This is a genomic window from Saccharothrix tamanrassetensis, from assembly GCF_014203665.1.
Lineage (GTDB): Bacteria > Actinomycetota > Actinomycetes > Mycobacteriales > Pseudonocardiaceae > Actinosynnema > Actinosynnema tamanrassetense.
The window spans coordinates 237,890-252,809 of the sequence record NZ_JACHJN010000008.1 but is presented as its reverse complement, the minus strand read 5'-3'; the positions used below and the strand labels follow the sequence as shown (position 1 = coordinate 252,809).

Annotated in this window: 12 protein-coding genes; all 12 read left to right on the top strand. The window is 71.3% G+C overall.

From position 1 onward, the window contains the following. The first annotated feature begins 15 nt into the window (after positions 1-15). Genes FHS29_RS25320 through FHS29_RS25265 form a run of 12 tightly spaced genes read left to right on the top strand, consistent with a single transcriptional unit; the run spans position 16 to position 14,889 of the window. Positions 16-1,299, top strand: coding sequence for an activator-dependent family glycosyltransferase (locus tag FHS29_RS25320; RefSeq protein WP_184694575.1), 1,284 nt, complete (start codon positions 16-18; stop codon positions 1,297-1,299). Positions 1,300-1,304: 5 nt separating this feature from the next. Continuing rightward, positions 1,305-2,567, top strand: a complete 1,263-nt coding sequence (locus FHS29_RS25315; RefSeq protein ID WP_184694573.1) for an activator-dependent family glycosyltransferase — start codon at positions 1,305-1,307, stop codon at positions 2,565-2,567. Between the two features lie 23 nt (positions 2,568-2,590). Beyond that, positions 2,591-3,853 (top strand): activator-dependent family glycosyltransferase, encoded by a 1,263-nt coding sequence (locus tag FHS29_RS25310; RefSeq protein ID WP_184694571.1) that lies wholly within the window; start codon positions 2,591-2,593, stop codon positions 3,851-3,853. 22 nt (positions 3,854-3,875) lie between these two features. After that, on the top strand, positions 3,876-5,150 hold the full coding sequence (locus FHS29_RS25305) for an activator-dependent family glycosyltransferase (RefSeq protein ID WP_184694569.1): 1,275 nt from the start codon (positions 3,876-3,878) through the stop codon (positions 5,148-5,150). 5 nt (positions 5,151-5,155) lie between these two features. Further along, the gene (locus tag FHS29_RS25300) at positions 5,156-6,415 is read left to right on the top strand and encodes an activator-dependent family glycosyltransferase (RefSeq protein ID WP_184694567.1); all 1,260 of its coding nucleotides are present in this window, start codon (positions 5,156-5,158) and stop codon (positions 6,413-6,415) included. Positions 6,416-6,420: 5 nt separating this feature from the next. Next, positions 6,421-7,683: an activator-dependent family glycosyltransferase gene (locus FHS29_RS25295; RefSeq protein WP_184694565.1), complete on the top strand. Its 1,263-nt coding sequence runs from the start codon at positions 6,421-6,423 to the stop codon at positions 7,681-7,683. A gap of 23 nt (positions 7,684-7,706) precedes the next feature. Further along, positions 7,707-8,984, top strand: a complete 1,278-nt coding sequence (locus FHS29_RS25290) for an activator-dependent family glycosyltransferase (protein ID WP_184694563.1) — start codon at positions 7,707-7,709, stop codon at positions 8,982-8,984. Between the two features lie 5 nt (positions 8,985-8,989). Continuing rightward, complete coding sequence (locus FHS29_RS25285) at positions 8,990-10,270, top strand: activator-dependent family glycosyltransferase (protein WP_184694561.1); 1,281 nt, start codon at positions 8,990-8,992, stop codon at positions 10,268-10,270. Positions 10,271-10,275: 5 nt separating this feature from the next. Beyond that, on the top strand, positions 10,276-11,559 hold the full coding sequence (locus FHS29_RS25280; RefSeq protein ID WP_184694559.1) for an activator-dependent family glycosyltransferase: 1,284 nt from the start codon (positions 10,276-10,278) through the stop codon (positions 11,557-11,559). Positions 11,560-11,573: 14 nt separating this feature from the next. Continuing rightward, positions 11,574-12,842, top strand: a complete 1,269-nt coding sequence (locus tag FHS29_RS25275; protein WP_184694557.1) for an activator-dependent family glycosyltransferase — start codon at positions 11,574-11,576, stop codon at positions 12,840-12,842. 5 nt (positions 12,843-12,847) lie between these two features. Next, positions 12,848-14,122: an activator-dependent family glycosyltransferase gene (locus FHS29_RS25270; protein WP_184694851.1), complete on the top strand. Its 1,275-nt coding sequence runs from the start codon at positions 12,848-12,850 to the stop codon at positions 14,120-14,122. Positions 14,123-14,154: 32 nt separating this feature from the next. Next, complete coding sequence (locus FHS29_RS25265) at positions 14,155-14,889, top strand: hypothetical protein (RefSeq protein WP_184694555.1); 735 nt, start codon at positions 14,155-14,157, stop codon at positions 14,887-14,889. Positions 14,890-14,920: the final 31 nt, after the last annotated feature.

Here is a 14,920-nt window from a genome sequence, read left to right as displayed (position 1 = left end):
AGGAAGAACGAGACGATGCGCGTCCTGCTCACCGCCAACCCGGACAAGAGCATGTTCCTGTCCCTGGTGCCGCTGGCCTGGGCGCTGCGCACCGCCGGGCACGAGGTCCGGGTGGCCGGCCAGCCGCACTTCGCCGCCACCATCACGCAGGCCGGGCTCACCGCCGTTCCCGTCGGCCGCGACCGGGACCTGTTCCGGGTGCTGCGGCACACCGGTGTGTCCGAGGAGATGCTGGAGGAGACCCGGGTCGGTCTGCCCACTCCCTACGACTGCGTGCTCCCCGGTGGCGACGACATCGGCTGGGAGGAGTTCAGGAACGCCTACGAACTCCGCGTCGTCCACTGGCACCGGCCCGACAACTTCCCGATGATCGCCGGGCTGGTGGACTTCGCCCGTTCCTGGAAACCGGACCTGGTCATCTGGGAGGCGCTCACCTACGCCGGGGCGATCGCGGCCAAGGCCTGCGGCGCCGCGCACGCGCGTCTGCTGTGGAGCATCGACGTCTTCGGCGCGACCCGTGACCTCTTCCTGCGGCGCAAGGCCGAGCAGCCCGCGGAAGCGCGGGCCGACCCGCCCAGGGAGTGGCTGGACGGCTACGCCCGCCGGTACGGCTTCGAGTTCTCCGAGGACATGGTCACCGGGCAGTTCACCATCGACCAGCTCCCCGGATCGCTGCGGATGGCAGCCGACCTGCACTACCTCCCGATGCGGTACATCCCTTACGGCGGGCCGGCCACCGTGCCGAAGTGGCTCACGACCCCACCTGAACGGCCGCGGGTCGCGCTCACCCTCGGCACCACCGCCACCGAGCGCTTCGGCGGCTACGCCGTGCGAACACAGGACATCCTCGACTCGCTGGCCGATCTCGACATCGAGGTCGTCGCCACGATCGCCGAATCGGAACAGCGGAAGCTCACGCGCGTCCCGGACAACACGCGGGTCTTCTCGTACGTGCCACTGCACGCGCTGGTGCCCACCTGCACCGCGGTGATCAACCACACCGGCCCCGGCACCTTCCTCACCACCGCCGTGCACGGTGTGCCCCAGCTCAACGTGCCGTGGGACTTCGACGAACCCGAACTGGCCCGGCGCGCGGCCGGGCAGGGCGCCACCCTGATGATCCGCGCCGACCGGGCCACCGGCCCCGCGATCCGCGCCGGACTGCTCCGGATCCTCGGAGAACCGTCGTTCCGCGAACGGGCCGCGCGGCTCCGCGACGAGATCCGCGCGCTGCCCAGCCCCAACGAGCTCGTGCCCCGACTCGAAGAGCTCACCGCCGAGTACCGGACCGACGGATGAGGCCGATGCGCGTCCTTCTCACGACATATCCGGAAAAGACCATCTTCCTGGCGATGGTCCCGCTGGCCTGGGCGCTGCGCACGGCGGGGCACGAGGTGCGGTTCGCCTGCCACCCCTCGTTCACCGACGTGGTCACCCAGGCCGGGCTGACGGCGGTGCCCGTCGGCCGCGGCCACGGCGGCTGGCGCCGGTTGGCGGACCTCGACCCCGAGGGCACCGAGGAGGGACGCGCCGGGATGCCGTCGCCGTACGACACCGCGGCGCTGGCGCCCGAGCACCACGACTACGAGACGATGAAGGCCGGCTACGACTACGTCCTCAACGCCTGGCACCGGCTCGACAACTTCCCGATCGTCGCCGGGCTGGTGGACTTCGCCCGCTCGTGGGAACCCGACCTGGTCGTCTGGGAACCCAACACCTACGCCGGGGCGATCGCGGCCAAGGCCTGCGGCGCCGCGCACGCGCGGCTGCTGTGGAGCATCGACGTCTTCGGCGTGGCCCGTCGGAACTACCTGAGGCTCCAAGCGGAACAACCGCCCGAGAACCACGGCGACCCGCTCGCCGACTGGCTGGCCGGCTACGGCCGCAAGTACGGCTTCGACTTCACCGAGGACATGATCACCGGTGAGTTCACCATCGACCAGCTGCCCGATTCGCTGCGCATGGAAGCCGACCTGCACTACCTGCCGATGCGCTACGTGCCCTACAACGGGCGGGCCGTCGCTCCCCCGTGGCTGCGGACCCGGCCCGGACGGCCGCGCGTCGCGCTCACCCTCGGCACCACCGCCACCGAGCGCTTCGGCGGCTACAGCTTCAGCACGCAGGAGACCCTCGACTCGCTGGCCGATCTCGACATCGAGGTCGTCGCCACGATCGCCGAGTCGGAACAGCGGAAGCTCGCACGCGTTCCGGACAACACGCGGCTCGTGTCCTACGTACCGCTGAACGAGCTGGTGCCGACCTGTGACGCGGTGATCAACCACGCGGGGCCCGGCACCTTCCTCACCACCGCGCTGCACGCCGTCCCGCAGCTCACCGTGCCGTGGGACTTCGACGAACCCGAACTGGCGCGCCGAGCGGGGGCGCAGGGGGCCGCGCTGGTGGTGGACGCCGAGCAGGCCACCGGACCCAACATGCGCGACGGCGTGCTCCACCTGCTGAAGGAGTCGGGTTTCCGCGAACGGGCCGTCGCGCTGCGCGACGAGATCCACGCCCTGCCCACCCCCAACGAGATCGTCTCCGCGCTCGAAGAACTCACCGCCCGCTGAACCGACCACCGAGGGACACCAGGATGCGCATCCTGTTCGCCGCCAATCCGGAAAAGGCCATCTTCCTGTACCTGGTGCCGATGGCGTGGGCCCTGCGCACGGCGGGGCACGAGGTCCGCTTCGCCAGCCAGCCCAGGTTCGCCGACACCATCACCCAGGCCGGGCTCACCGCGGTTCCCGTCGGCCGCGACCGCGACCTGCGGATGACCGACTCCGAGGAGGCGCTCCAAGCGGAGCGCCCCGGCATCCCGCCCCCCTACGACGCCTTCGACACCCCGGAGCACGCCACCTGGGAGTACCTCAAGCCGGGGATGCTCGGAGCGGCCAACCTGTGGCACCGGTACGGCAACTTCCCGATCATCCCGGACCTGGTGGAGTTCGCCCGCTCCTGGAAGCCCGACCTGGTCGTCTGGGAACCGCTCACCTTCGCCGGGGCGATCGCCGCGAAGGCCTGCGGCGCCGCCCACGCCAGGATGCTGTTCGGCATCGACGTCTTCGGCGGGGTGCGGGAGATGTACCGGAAGCTGCGCGACCGGCAGCCGCCGGAGGAGCGGGCCGACCCGGTCGCCGACTGGTTCGCCGGCTACGGCCGCAAGTACGGCTTCGAGTTCTCCGAGGACATGTTCACCGGGAACTTCACCATCGACCAGTTCCCGAAGAGCCTGCAGGTCGAAGCCGACCTCGACTACGTCCGGACGCGGTACGTGCCTTATGGCGGGCCGGCGAGCGTCCCGAAGTGGCTGTGGGAGAAGCCGGAGAAGCCCCGCGTCGCCTTCACCATGGGACTGAGCGCCACCGAGGTCTACGGCTCCTACAACGTCTCGGTGCCCGAGATCCTGGGGAAGCTCAGCGAGCTGGACATCGAGATCGTCGCCACGGTCGCCGAAGCCGAGCAGCCGAAGCTGGGCAAGGTCCCGGACAACGTGCGGATCGTCTCCTACGTGCCGTGGCACGCGCTCGCACCCACCTGCTCGGCGGTCATCCAGCACGGCGGGGCGGCCACCCTGGCCACCACCGCCCTGAACGCGGTCCCGCAGCTCTCCGTGCACTACCACTACGACCAGCCGATCCTGGGCAGGTTGCTCACCGAGCAGGGCGCCGGCCTCGACATCCACACGAGCGAGGCCACCGGGGACAAGATCCGTGACGCCGTGCGGCGCCTGCTGACCGAGCCCGGTTTCCGCGAGCGCGCCGTCGCGCTGCGCGACGAGATCGACACCTCGCCCACCCCCAACGAACTGGTGCCGCGGCTCGAAGAGCTGACCGCCAAGTTCCGCACCCGCTGATCCCGGCCGGAAAGACGAGACGATGCGCGTCCTTTTCACCTGTCACGCCGAGCGGACCCACCTCCTCATGCTGGTGCCGCTCGCGTGGGCGCTGCGCACCGCGGGCCACGAAGTGCGCGTCGCGGTGCAGCCGAAGCTCGTCGACGAGGTCACCAAGGCCGGTCTGACGGCCGTGCCGGTGGGCAGCGACCTGGATCTCTGGGCGATCCTGAACCGGGTCGGCGTCTGGCTGGGCGGCCGGACGTCGGGCTGGCCGGAGCCCTACGACGCCGCCGAGATGCGTCCCGAGGACGTCACCTGGGACCACCTCCGCGACGGCTACGCGAACCTCGCCATCCGCTGGCACAAGACGAGCAACGTGCCGATGATCCCGGACCTGGTGGCGTTCGCGAAGGCCTGGAAACCGGACCTGGTCGTCTGGGAACCGCTCACCCAGGCGGGGAGCATCGCCGCGAAGGCCTGCGGCGCCGCGCACGCCCGGCTGCTGATCGGCGCGGACGTCTACGGCATCACCCGCGACCACTACCTGCGCCTCAAACCGGAGCAACCACCGGAGGAGCAGGTCGACCCGCTGGCCGGCTGGCTCGGCAGCTACGCGCGCAAGCACGGTGGCGAGTACACCGAGGACATGGCCACCGGCCACTTCACCATCGACTCGCTGCCCCGGTCGTTGAGCGTGGGCGCGGACCTGCACAACGTGCACATGCGCCACGTGCAGTACGGCGGGCCCGCGGTGGTGCCGCGCTGGCTGTGGGACGAACCGGAGAAGCCCCGGGTGGCCATCACCATGGGGCTGACCGTCACCGAGCGGACCGGCGGCTACCCGGTCGACGTGCAGGAGGTGCTCGACGCGCTGTCCGACCTGGACATCGAGCTGATCGGCACGATCACCGACGAGCAGAAGGCCGCCCTGCCGCGGATCCCCGACAACACCCGGCTGGTGCCCTACGTCCCGCTGGGAGCGCTGCTGCCCAGCTGCTCGGTGGCCATCCACCACGCCGGGGTCGGCACCCTCGCCACCGTCGCGATGCACGGCGTGCCCCAGCTGACCCTGCCCTGGGACGTGGACCAGCCCGCGCTGTCGAACCGGCTCGTCGCACAGGGAGCCGGGCTGACCACCCACGCCACCGAGGCGACCGGCGAGAACGTCCGCGCGAGCGTCGTGCGCCTGCTGGACGAGCCCTCGTTCGCCGAGCGGGCGCGGGCGCTGCGCGAGGAGATGCTCGACCTGCCGACACCGAACCAGCTCGTCCCGCACCTGGAGGAGCTCACCGCCAAGTACCGGGCCGACGGGTGATGCCGATGCGCGTGCTGTTCGCCACCTACCCGGAGAAGACCCACCTGCTGGCGATGGTGCCGCTCGCGTGGGCGATGCGCACCGCCGGGCACGACGTCCGGGTCGCCGGCGCGCCCGGGTTCGCCGGGGAGATCACGCAGGCCGGGCTGACCGCGGTCCAGGTCGGCAGCGACCGCGGCCTGGACCGGATGCTGAAGCTGGACCAGAACTGGATCGTCACCGGCCTCGACGGGCTGCCCGTGCCCTACGACACCGCCGACTGGCGGCCGGAGGACGTCACCTGGGAGTACCTGCTGGAGGGCTACCGCCTCCAGGTCGCCCGGTGGCACCGGATGAGCAACGTCCCGCTGGTCGCGGACCTGGTGGAGTACGCCCGTTCCTGGCAGCCCGACCTGGTGGTCTGGGAACCGTCCACCTACGCCGGGGCGGTCGCCGCGGAGGCCTGCGGCGCGGCGCACGCCCGGCTGCTGTTCAGCGTGGACACCCTCGGCGTGACCCGGGACCACTTCCTGCGGCTCAAGGCCGGGCAGCCGGTGGACGAGCGCGAAGACCCGCTGGCGGAGTGGCTGGGCGGCTACGCCGAGAAGTACGGCTTCGAGTACTCCGAAGCCCTCGTCACCGGGCAGCACACGATCAACCTGATGCCGCCGTCCCTCCGGCTGGAGGCCGACCTGAGCTACCTGCCGATGCGGTACGTCCCCTACGGCGGACCGGCCGCGGTGCCCGACTGGCTCCGGGAACCGCCCGAGCGGCCGAGGGTGGCGCTCACCATGGGGCTGAGCACCGCCTCCTGGGCCGGCTACGCGGTGCGGTTCCAGGACGTCCTGGACACCCTGTCCGACCTGGACGTCGAGCTGGTGGTCACGCTGCCGGAGGACGTGCACGACCAGATCGACGAGATCCCGGACAACACCAGGCTGGTGTCCTACGTGCCGCTGCACGCGCTGGCCCCGACCTGCTCGGTGATCATCCACCACGCCGGGTTCGGCACCCTCGCCACCACCGCGCTGAACGGCGTGCCGCAGCTCATCGTGCCGTGGGACGGGGACGGCCCGGCCATGGCCAAGCGGGTGGCCGCGCAGGGCGCGGGCACCGCCGTGCACCCCGGCCAGACCAGCGCGGAGACCATCCGCGACCGGCTCGTGGCGCTGCTCGCGGAACCCCGGTACCGGCGGGCGGCCGACCGGTTGCGGGAGGAGATGGCCGCGATGCCGTCGCCGAACGACCTGGTCCGTCAGCTCGAACTCACCGTCGGCAGGAGATGAGGTCGATGCGCGTCCTGTTCGCCGCCAACCCGGAGAAGGCCCACCTGCTGGCCATGGTGCCGCTGGCCTGGGCACTGCGCACGGCCGGGCACGAGGTGCTGTTCGCGGGTCAACCCGCGTTCACCGAGACGATCACCCAGGCGGGCCTGACGGCCGTGCCGGTCGGCCGGGACATCGACCTCTGGCAGCTCATCCCCCGCCACCCCGACCTCCGCGACTGGACCTGGGATCCGGCCTACGGCCTGCCCGCTCCCTACGACGTCGCGGAGGAACCGGGGAAAGCCGACTGGGACTACCTGCACCAGGGCTACGTCGACGCGGTGAACGACTGGCACAAACCGGCGTGCTTCCCGATGATCGCGGCGCTGGTGGACTTCGCCAAGCAGTGGAAGCCCGACCTGGTGGTCTGGGAGCCGCTGGCGCTGGCCGGGCCCATCGCGGCCAAGGCGTGCGGTGCCGCGCACGCGCGGCTGCTGTGGAGCATCGACGTCTTCGGCGTCACCCGCGGACACCTGGTGCGGCTCAAGGACGGCCGCCCGGACCCGCTCGGCGACTGGATGGAGGCCTACGCCCGCAAGTACGACTTCGCGTACGGCGAGGACATGGTGACCGGGCAGTTCACCATCGACCAGCTGCCCGCTTCACTGCGCCTGGAAGCCGATCTCGACTACGTCCCGATGCAGTACATCCCCTACGGCGGGCCGGCCACCGTGCCGGACTGGCTCAAGGTCCCGGCCCGACGCCCGCGCGTCGCGCTGACCATGGGGCTCAGCCTCACCGACCACGAGGCCGGCTACTCGGTCGGCGTGCAGAACGTGCTCGACGACGTGGCCACGCTGGACATCGAACTGGTGGCCACCCTGGCCGAGGCGGAGCAGAAGAAGCTCACCCGCGTCCCGGACAACGCCCGGATCGTGTCCTACGCCCCGCTCCAGGCACTGGCCTCGACCTGTTCCGCGGTGATCAGCCACGGCGGCTTCGGCACCTTCCTCACCGCCGCCAGGCACGCGGTCCCGCAACTGGCCGCGCCGTGGGACTTCGACGGGCCCGCCTTCGCCGCGCTCGCCGCCCGGCAGGGCTCGACCCTGGCGATCCGCGCCGACCAGGCCACCGGCCCGGCCGTGCGCGAAGCCGTCCAGCGGTTGCTGGACGAACCCTCGTTCGCCCGTCGCGCCGCCGTGCTGCGCGACGAGATCAACGACATGCCCACACCCAACCAACTGGTGCCCCGGCTCGAAGAGCTGACCGCCGCGCACCGGGCCCGTTGACCGGCCAGAGAGGGGAAACCACCATGCGCGTGCTACTCACCGCCAACCCGGGGACCAGCATCTTCATGAGCATGGCGCCGCTGGGCTGGGCCCTGCGCACGGCCGGGCACGAGGTCCGCTTCGCCAGCCAGCCGTTCTTCGCCGACACCATCACCCAGGCCGGGCTCACCGCCGTGCCCGTCGGCCGGAGTTCCGACTTCTCCCGCATCCTGACCTCGATGGGCATCACCGAGGAGGCGGTGGAAGAGGCGCGTTCCGGCCTCTCCGAGCCGTACGACGTGGTCGAGGACCCGGAGAACGCCACCTGGGAAGGCGTTTTCCCGCCCTACGAGACGGAAGTCGAGCGGTACAAGTACGAGACGTTCCCGATCATCGGCGGGCTGGTGCAGTTCGCCCTCGCCTGGAAACCCGACCTGGTCGTCTGGGAACCCTTCACCTACGCCGGCCCGATCGCCGCCAAGGCCTGCGGCGCGGCCCACGCCCGGCTGCTGTGGGGTGTCGACGTCTACGGCCCCACCCGGGAGATCTTCCTGCGGCTCAAGGACGGTCAGCCGGCCGCGGCGCGGGAGGACCCGCTCGCCGACTGGCTCGGCGGCTACGGCCGCAAGCACGGCTTCGAGTTCACCGAGGACATGACCACCGGCAACTTCACCATCGACCAGCTCCCGGCCTCGCTCCAGGCGGAGACCGGACTGCCCAGCGTGCCCATGCGGTTCGTGCCCTACGGCGGCGCGGCCACCGTGCCGAAATGGCTCTGGGCGCAGCCGGAACGCCCGCGCATCGCGCTCACCCTCGGCACCACCGCCACCGAGCACTTCGCCGGGTACACCGTCGACATCCAGGACGTCCTGGACGCGCTGGCCGATCTGGACGTCGAGGTGGTGGCCACCGTCGCCGAGCACGAACAGGGCAAACTCGCCCGCGTCCCGGACAACGCCAGGCTCTTGTCCTACGTGCCGCTGCACGCGCTGGCGCCCACCTGCGCCGCGGTCATCAACCACGCGGGCGGGGGCACCCTGACCACGTTCGCCCTGCACGCCGTTCCGCAGCTGACGCTCCCCCACCACTTCGACGAGCCGATCCTCGCCCGCAAGCTGGCCGAGCAGGGCGCGGGCCTGGTGCTCGGAACGGCCGAGGCCAACGGTCGGACCATCCGCGAAGCGGTGCAGCGCCTGCTCGGCGAACCCGGTTTCCGGGAAGGCGCGGACCGGCTGCGCGCCGAACTGCTCGCCATGCCCTCGCCCAACGAAGTGGTGCCGCGGCTCGAAGAACTCACCGCCGAGTTCCGGGCCGACGGGTGAAGCCGATGCGCGTGCTGTTCACCGCGAGCCCGGAGAAGACCATCTTCCTGGCCATGGTCCCGCTGGCGTGGGCCCTGCGCACGGCCGGGCACGAGGTCCGCTTCGCCGGGTCGCCGTCCTTCACCGGCACCATCACCCAGGCCGGGCTCACCGCCGTACCGGTCGGCCGCGACCACGACCCGACGCGGCGGCTGGCCGCGGCGGGGGTGACCCCGGAGATCCTCGAAGAGACCCGCGCCGGGCTGGGCGCGCCGTGGGACGTGGTCGAGGACGCGGCCGACGCGCGGTGGGACCACCTGCTCCAGGGCTACCGGGAGGCGGTCGACTACGCCTTCAAACCGGTGAACTTCCCGCTCATCGCCGGGCTGGTGGACTTCGCCCGGTCGTGGGAACCCGATCTGGTCGTCTGGGACTCGCTCACCTACGCGGGGCCCATCGCGGCCAAGGCCTGCGGCGCGGCGCACGCCCGGCTGCTGTGGAGCGTCGACGTGTTCGGCGCGACCCGCGAGCGGTTCCTGGCGCTCAAGGCCGAACAGCCGCCTCCGCGGCGGGAGGACCCGCTCGCCGACTGGCTCGGCGGCTACGGCCGCAAGTACGGCTTCGAGTTCACCGAGGACATGACCACCGGCAACTTCACCATCGACCAGCTCCCGGCCTGCCTCCGGCTCGAAACCGGTCTGGACCTCCACCCCGTGCGGTACGTGCCCTACGGCGGCGCGGCCACCGTGCCGAAATGGCTCTGGGCGCCGCCGGAACGCCCACGCATCGCGCTGACCTTCGGCACCACGGCCACCGACCAGTTCGCCGGGTACGCGCTGGACGTCCAAGCGATCCTCGAAGCGCTGTCCGACCTGCCCGTCGAGGTGGTGGCCACCATCGCCGAAGCCGAGCAGGAAAAGCTCACCAGCGTGCCGGACAACGCCCGCCTGCTCCCCTACGTGCCGCTGCACGTGCTGGCGCCCACCTGCGCGGCGGCCATCCACCACGGCGGCTTCGGAACGCTCAACACCTTCGCCCTGCACGCGGTTCCCCAGCTCGTGCTGCCGTACCACTTCGACGAGCCGGTCTTCGCCGACCGGTACACCGCGCAGGGTGCCGGTCTGGGGATCCACGCCGGCGAGGCGACCGGCGGCAGGGTCCGCGACGCCGTGCTCCGGCTGCTCACCGAGCCCGCCTTCCGTGAGCGCGCCGTGGTCCTCCGCGACGAGATGCACGCCATGGCCAGTCCCAACGAGCTGGTGCCCCGGCTGGAGAAGGCCACCGCCCAGCACCGAGCGGAGGGGTGAGGCCGATGCGCGTGCTGTTCGCCGTCAACCCGGAGAAGAGCCTCTTCCCCTACCTGGTGCCGCTGGCCTGGGCCCTGCGGACGGCGGGGCACGAGGTCCGGGTCGCCAGCCGGCCGGGCTTCGCCGACGTGATCACCCGGGCCGGGTTGACCGCGGTGCCGGTCGGCCGCGACCAGGCGCACGACCGGCGGCTGGTGGCCGGCGGCATGACCCCGGAGGCCATGCAGGAGGCGCGGTCCGGCATGGGCCCGCCGTACGACGTGCTGGAGGACCCGTCGAAGGCCGACTGGGAATACCTCCGGGACGAGCACCTGGAAGCGGTCCGGGTGTGGCACCGCCCGGAGAACTTCCCGCTGATCGCCGGGCTGGTGGAGTTCGCCAGGGCCTGGGAACCGGACCTGGTCGTCTGGGAGCCGACCACCTACGCCGGGCCGATCGCGGCCAAGGCCTGCGGCGCCGCGCACGCGCGCTTCCTCTGGAGCGTCGACGCCTTCGGCCTCACCCGCGACCTCTTCCTCAAGCTCAAAGCGGAACAGCCGGCCGGGGAGCAGGTCGATCCGCTCGCCGACTGGTTCTCCTCCTACGGCCGCAAGTACGGCTTCGAGTTCAGCGAGGACATGACCACCGGCCACTTCACCGTCGACCAGATCCCCCCGTCCCTGCGCGATCCGGCGGACCTGCACTACGTGCCCATGCGGTACGTGCCCTACGGCGGCGCCGCCGTGGTGCCCCCGTGGCTGTGGGCGGCACCGGAGAAGCCGCGCGTCGCGCTCACCATGGGGCTGAGCGCCACCCGGGTCTTCGGCGGGTACGACGTCCCGCTGCAGGAAATTCTCGACGAACTGGGCGATCTCGACATCGAACTGGTCGCCACCATCGCCGAGTCCGAACAGCGGAAGCTCACCCGTGTTCCGGCGAACACGCGGGTGGTCTCCTACGCGCCGCTGCACGCGCTGGCCCCCACCTGCTCGGTGGTCATCCACCACGCCGGTGCCGCGACGCTGACCACCACGGCGCTGTACGCCGTGCCGCAGCTCTCCCTGCACCACCACTGGGACGGGCCGATGCTGGCACGCGGCCTCGCCGCACAGGGCGCCGGACTGGAGATCCACACCACCCGGGTGACCGGGCGAGCCGTCCGCGAAGCCGTGCTGCGCCTGTTGCACGAGCCCGGGTTCCGCGACCGGGCCGCCGACCTCCGCGACGAGCTCCGGCAACTGCCCACCCCGAACCAGCTCGTCCCCGAGATCGAGCTGCTGACCGCCAAGTACCGCGCGGTCACGCCCTGAGAAAGGAGAACACCATGCGCGTGCTTTTCGTGGCCAGCGCGGAGAAGACCATCTTCCTGTCGATGGTCCCGCTGGCCTGGGCCCTGCGCACGGCAGGCCACGAGGTCCGTGTGGCCGGCAAGCCGGCCTTCGCCGACACCATCACCCAGGCCGGGCTCACCGCGGTTCCCGTCGGGCGCGACACCGACACCGCACGGCGGACGGAGACCGAGGAACAGGTCGAACTGGCCCGCAAGGGCCTCCACCCGCCGTGGGACTGCGTGGAGGACGACGAGTTCATCCAGTGGGACCGGATGGTGCAGGGCCACGTCGAGGTCGTCGACAAGTGCCACCACCTGGAGAACTTCCCGATCATCGCGAGCCTGGTGGACTTCGCCCGGTCCTGGCAGCCGGACCTGGTCGTCTGGGATCCGCTCGCCTACGCCGGGGCGATCGCGGCCAAGGCCGTCGGCGCCGCGCACGCCAGGGTGCTGTTCGGCATCGACGTCTGGGGCGCCACCCGCGACCACTTCCTGCGGCTCAAGGCCGACCAGCCGCCGAGCCGGCGCGCGGATCCGCTCGCCGAGTGGCTCGGTGCCTACAGCGGCAAGTACGGCCTGGAGTTCAGCGAGGACATGACCACCGGGCACTTCACCATCGACCAGCTCCCGGCCAGTCTCCAGCTCGCGACCAGCCAGGAGGTCGTGCGCACCCGGTTCGTGCCCTACGGCGGCCCGGCCGTCGTGCCCAAGTGGCTGTGGACCGCGCCCGAGCGGCCCCGGGTCGCACTGACCCTCGGCACCACCGCCACGGAGTACTTCGACGGCTACACGCTGGACATCCAGGACGTCATCGACTCGGTGGCCGAGCTCGACGTCGAACTGGTGGCGACCATCGCCGAGGCCGAGCAGAAGAAGCTGAAGAACGTTCCGGACAACGTGCGCCTGGTCTCGTACGTGCCGCTGCACGCGTTGGCGCCCACCTGCTCGGCGGTGATCAACCACGCCGGCTTCGGCACGCTGAGCACCTTCGCCATGCACGGCGTACCCCAGCTCACCCTGCCCTACCACTTCGACGAACCGCTCTTCGCCCGCAAGTACGCCGAGCAGGGTGCCGGGCTCCGGATCCACGCCGTCCGGCCCACCGGCCGGAAGATCCGCCACGGCGTGCAGCGGCTGCTGAACGAACCGCGCTTCGGCGAGCGGGCCGCCGCCCTCCACGCGGAGATCCGGGAGATGCCCACGCCCAACCAGTTCGTCGCCCAGCTCGAAGAGCTGACCGCGAAGTACCGGACAGGTGGGTGACCGGGATGCGGGTGCTGTTCACCGTCAACCCCGAGAAGACCATCTTCCTGTCGATGGTCCCGCTGGCCTGGGCCCTGCGCACCGCCGGGCACGAGGTCCGCGTCGCCAGCCAGCCGCGCTTCGCCGACGTGATCACCCGGGCCGGCCTGACCGCCGTGCCGGTCGGCCGGGACAGCGATCCGTGGCGGACGCTGGTGCTCGACCCCGACCTGATCGAGGTGGCGCGGGCCGGGCTGCCGCCACCGTGGAACGTCGCCGAGGACCCGTCGAAGGCGGAGTGGGACGACCTGCTCTACTTCCACCGGGACGCGGTCGCGGACACGCACAAACCGCAGAACTTCCCGATCATCGCCGACCTGGTCTCCTTCGCCCGGCAGTGGGAACCGGACCTGGTCGTCTGGGAGCCCTTCACCTACGCCGGGGCGATCGCGGCGAAGGCCAGCGGCGCGGCGCACGCGCGCGTCCTGTGGGGACTGGACGTCTTCGCCGCCACGCGGGAGGTCTTCAAGCACCTCGAAGCGCGGCAGCCGCCGGAGAACCGGGCCGACCCGGTCGCCGAGTGGCTGGCCGGGTACGGCCGCAAGTACGGTTTCGAGTTCACCGAGGACATGACCCTCGGGCAGTTCACCGTCGAGCAGCTGCCGCCCTCGCTGAGCATCCGGGGCGACACGCACTACGTCCCCATGCGGTACGTGCCCTACGGCGGTCCCGCCGTGGTGCCGAAGTGGCTCTGGTCCGAGCCCGAGCGGCCGCGGGTCGCGCTCACCCTCGGCACCACGGCGATGGACCGGCTCGCCGGGTACGGCGCCGACCCGCAGGACATCTTCGACGCGGTCGCCGACCTCGACATCGAACTGGTGGCCACCGTCGCGGAATCGGAGCAGGAGAAGCTCACGAACGTCCCCGACAACACGCGGGTGGTGCCCTTCGTCCCGTTGCACGCGCTGGCGCCCAGCTGCTCGGCGGTCATCCACCACGCCGGTTTCGGCACGCTGAGCACCTTCAGCAGGCACGGCGTGCCCCAGCTCGCCCTGCCGTGCCACTTCGAGGGACCGCTGCTCTCGGCGCTGCTCGTCGAGCAGGGCGCCGGGCTGGCCGTGCACTCCGACGTCGCGACCGGCGAGGTGGTCCGGGAGAACCTGCTCCGCCTGCTGCGGGAGGACAGCTTCCGGGCGAACGCGGCCTCGCTCCGCGACGAGGTGCACGCCCTGCCCACGCCCAACGAGATCGTGCCGGAGATCGAGGAACTCACCGCCGAGCACCGGCCCGCGTCGCGGTGACCGCCGACGGGGACGCAGGAGGAGCAGCCGCCATGAGCCACGTCAGATTCGTCGTCCTCAGCCTCGCCAGGAGCGGGTCCTCGCACCTGATGTCGTTGCTGAACCGGTCGCCGGGCGTGCTGATGCACGACGAGATCTTCCACCCGGAGCACTGGGACAGGATCGTCGAGGACTCCGCGGAACTCCGGGCGATCCGGCCGCGGTCGCTGCGCGCCGTCGCCTTCGCGGACACGGTGCTCGCGGACTGCCCGCCGGGGAAGACTCACATCGGCTTCAAGATGTGGCGGGAACAGGCCCCGGCCGCCTGCCAGTGGTTGCTCCAGGACCCGGGGATCCACAAGATCATCCTGGAGCGGGAGAACAAGCTCGCCTCGTACTCCTCGCTGAGCAAGGCCAACTCGACCGACGTGTGGAACGTGTCCGAAAAGGACAGCCTGCAGCAGGGCTACGCGGAGCGGGCGGTCGAGGGCTTCGACGTGGCGGAGTTCCGCGACCACGTCAAGCGGCGGACGGACATCTTCCGGTACTACCGGGAAACCGCGCGGGGACCGGTGGTGGACCTCACCTACCAAGGGCTGGTCGGCGGCACCGACCACGCGCGCTGCCTGGAGTTCCTCGGCCTGAACCCGCCGGACGACCGGCCGGCGGAGTACCGGCGGCTGAACTCCGCCGACATCCTCGAGCGGTTCGCCGAGTCCGAGCGCAGCGGGGTGCTGGCCGCGCTCGCCGAGGTCGGCCACCCCGAGTGGGCCGAACCCGAGCTGTAGCCGACGGCGAAGAGGTGGCCTTCCCGTCGAC